The following is a 1,299-nucleotide window of genomic DNA, read 5'->3' on the forward strand; positions in this document are numbered from 1 at the left end:
TTTTATATTTGTATAAGGGCATAGAGATACATTTGAATTTGAAGTATTTTTAAGTGAAAATTTTAAATGAGAATTAAAAACTGGTATTATGGCATCTCCACAAAGTTGCTCCATTTTAGTAGTACAACTTTCAATATTGTGCCCTTTACAAGACTTAATAGAAAAGGATGCATAATCACTATCAGAACATGAATGTATATTAGCCCACCATCTTATATAATAAATACCATTAGAATTTATAGTAAAATGCCCCGTATTATAGTCATAAGTTATATTTGGATTGGCATCAATTATACTTTTGTTAAATAAAATAGATTTATTATCTTCTATTATATTGTTTAAGGTACTTTGCATTTGTAAACACATTTAATTACCTCCAAAATATATACTGATATTTAAATTACTAACTTACTATTTATAAATATTTTATAAAGTAAATTTTTATGATAAAATTACAAAAGTAGATAAAAATATAAATAAATTTTAACTTAATTTATATATAAATATAATAGWTAAATTTTAACTTAATTTATATATAAATATAATAGTTAAGAAAAATACTATCTATATATATTATGGATATATATAAATATGATGTCTTTAATAAGATAAATTTATTAAAATATCTTAATGGTATTTTATAATAATTAATATAGAACTTTAAAGGAGAAAAATATGGACAGATTAATAACTAAAGAAAAAGTTTTTGTACAAACTAATCAATTAGCAGAAATACTTATAAATAGCAATGGATACGGAGATTTTCATGATAATATAGTAAAAAACAATATAGTATGTGAAGAAAGTAAAAACTATGAAATAGCAGGGGCTGGATTTATAGATTTTAATCAACATTTATATGAAGATATAAATCATATGAATTCTATAAGTAGTGGACTTTACTTAGATATGACTCTAGTTATGTTTAAGATATATATATGGGGTTCAAAAGGTGAAGGTTTTGAAATATTTAGACATGTATTAAGAGGAGAAGAAATAGCTAATATCAAATCTATAGATGATATAAAAGAATATATATTCAAAGGATTATCAGAGTTAGAAGATGGAGTAGTTGCAACATATAACAAAGAAATGAAAGAAGCTTTCGAAGAATTTGGTAAAGGTATAGAGTCTAGGCAATTACCACTTCCAAATATATTAAAGCATATAAGTATAGAAAATAACATAAATGATTTTAGATAAATAAAAAATAGTATCCTAAAACTAGGATACTATTTTTTATTTATAAATGTAGTTGTATTTGTAATTAGATATGATATACTATAAAGGTTGCAGAAA

2 protein-coding genes are annotated in these 1,299 nt (G+C 22.0%); one reads left to right on the forward strand and one right to left on the reverse strand.

From position 1 onward, the window contains the following. A partial coding sequence (locus G3997_RS02790) for a C1q-like domain-containing protein (protein WP_296647744.1) occupies window positions 1–366 on the reverse strand: 366 nt, incomplete at its 3' end. Window positions 367–675: 309 nt separating this feature from the next. On the opposite strand from G3997_RS02790, the gene G3997_RS02795 reads away from it, so the two are divergent. Next, entirely contained in the window at window positions 676–1,203 is a 528-nt protein-coding gene (locus tag G3997_RS02795; RefSeq protein ID WP_296647747.1) for a hypothetical protein, read from the forward strand. Window positions 1,204–1,299: the final 96 nt, after the last annotated feature.

It is taken from the genome of Romboutsia sp. 13368 (assembly GCF_018336475.1).
In the GTDB taxonomy this organism is placed as follows: Bacteria; Bacillota; Clostridia; order Peptostreptococcales; family Peptostreptococcaceae; genus Romboutsia.

What these genes read in the sequence shown, in the direction of transcription:
- G3997_RS02795 (WP_296647747.1), top strand. Translation starts at nt 676, where the DNA reads ATGGACAGATTAATAACTAAAGAAAAAGTTTTTGTACAAACTAATCAA.